1 protein-coding gene is annotated in these 1,433 nt (G+C 66.8%); it reads left to right on the top strand.

Annotated elements, in window-relative coordinates; all coding sequences use genetic code 11:
• A partial coding sequence (locus N800_RS14985; protein ID WP_198032569.1) for a DUF7507 domain-containing protein occupies positions 1 to 1,433 on the top strand: 1,433 nt, incomplete at both ends.

Genomic DNA, 1,433 nt, shown 5'->3' with positions numbered 1-1,433 from the left:
ACGTGAACGCCGGCTCGGTGACCAACGTCGCCACGGCCAGCGCCATCTTCAACAATGCTGCAGTGAACTCGGCGCAGGACAGCGCCACGGTGACGGCGACGCAGACGGCATCGATGAGCTTGGAGAAGACCGCCTCGCCGCTGGTGTATGCCGCTGCGGGCGACGTGATCAGCTACAGCTACCTGCTGACCAACACCGGCAACGTGACGCTGTCGGCGCCGTACACGGTGGCCGATGACAAGACGACGGTGACCTGCCCGGCGACGCCGGGGACGCTGGCCCCGGGTGGCACGGTGACGTGCACCGCGACCTACACCATCACCCAGACCGACGTGAACGCTGGCTCGGTGACCAACGTCGCGACCGCGAGCAGCAACTTCAACGGCGCGCCGGTGACGTCCAATCAGGACGATGCGACGGTGACGGCGACGCGGACTCCGGTCCTGACCCTGGACAAGCGTCTGGTCTCGGGCGCCGGCTTCGACAGCGTCGGCGACGTCATCCAGTACGCCTACGACGTGACCAACTCCGGCAACGTGACCATCACCGGTCCGATCACGGTCAGCGACGACAAGATCGCCAGCGTGACCTGTCCGGCAGGCGACCTGGCACCGGGCGCGATGGTTACCTGCACCGCCAGCTACACGGTGACGCAGGCCGACATCAACACCGGTTCGGTGACCAACATCGCGACCGCGGCCGGTAGCTTCAACAACCAGCCGGTGACCTCCAACCCCGATACGGTGACCGTCGAGGCGCTGCAGGAGCCGGCGCTCACGCTGGCGAAGGCCGCGGTTTCCGGTGACCCGTACGACAGCGTCGGTGACGTCGTGCAGTACGAGTATCTGGTGACCAACTCGGGCAACGTGGTGATCACCGACCCGATCACGGTGGCCGACGACAAGACCACGGTGACCTGTCCGGCACTGCCGGGTGGTGGACTGGCGCCGGGTGGTTCGATCACCTGCACGGCCAGCTACACGATCACCCAGGCCGACGTGGATGCCGGCTCGGTGACCAACCTGGCGACCGCAACGAGCGGTACCGTGAACTCCAACCAGGCGACCGAGACCGTGAACGCAACCCGTTCGCCGTCCCTGGGTCTGGAGAAGACCGCCTCGCCGCTGGTGTATGCCGCTGCGGGCGACGTGATCAGCTACAGCTACCTGCTGACCAACACCGGCAACGTGACCCTGTCGGCGCCGTACACGGTGGCCGATGACAAGACGACGGTGACCTGCCCGGCGACGCCGGGGACGCTGGCCCCGGGTGGCACGGTGACGTGCACCGCGACCTACACCATCACCCAGACCGACGTGAACGCTGGCTCGGTGACCAACGTCGCCACGGCCAGCGCCATCTTCAACAATGCTGCAGTGAACTCGGCGCAGGACAGCGCCACGGTGACCGCCACCCAGACGCCTACCCTGAGT

Origin of the sequence: Lysobacter daejeonensis GH1-9 (genome assembly GCF_000768355.1) — a bacterium.
GTDB lineage: Bacteria > Pseudomonadota > Gammaproteobacteria > Xanthomonadales > Xanthomonadaceae > Aerolutibacter > Aerolutibacter daejeonensis.
The sequence above is the reverse complement of the archived record's forward strand: the minus strand, read 5'-3'. Positions and strand labels throughout refer to the sequence as shown.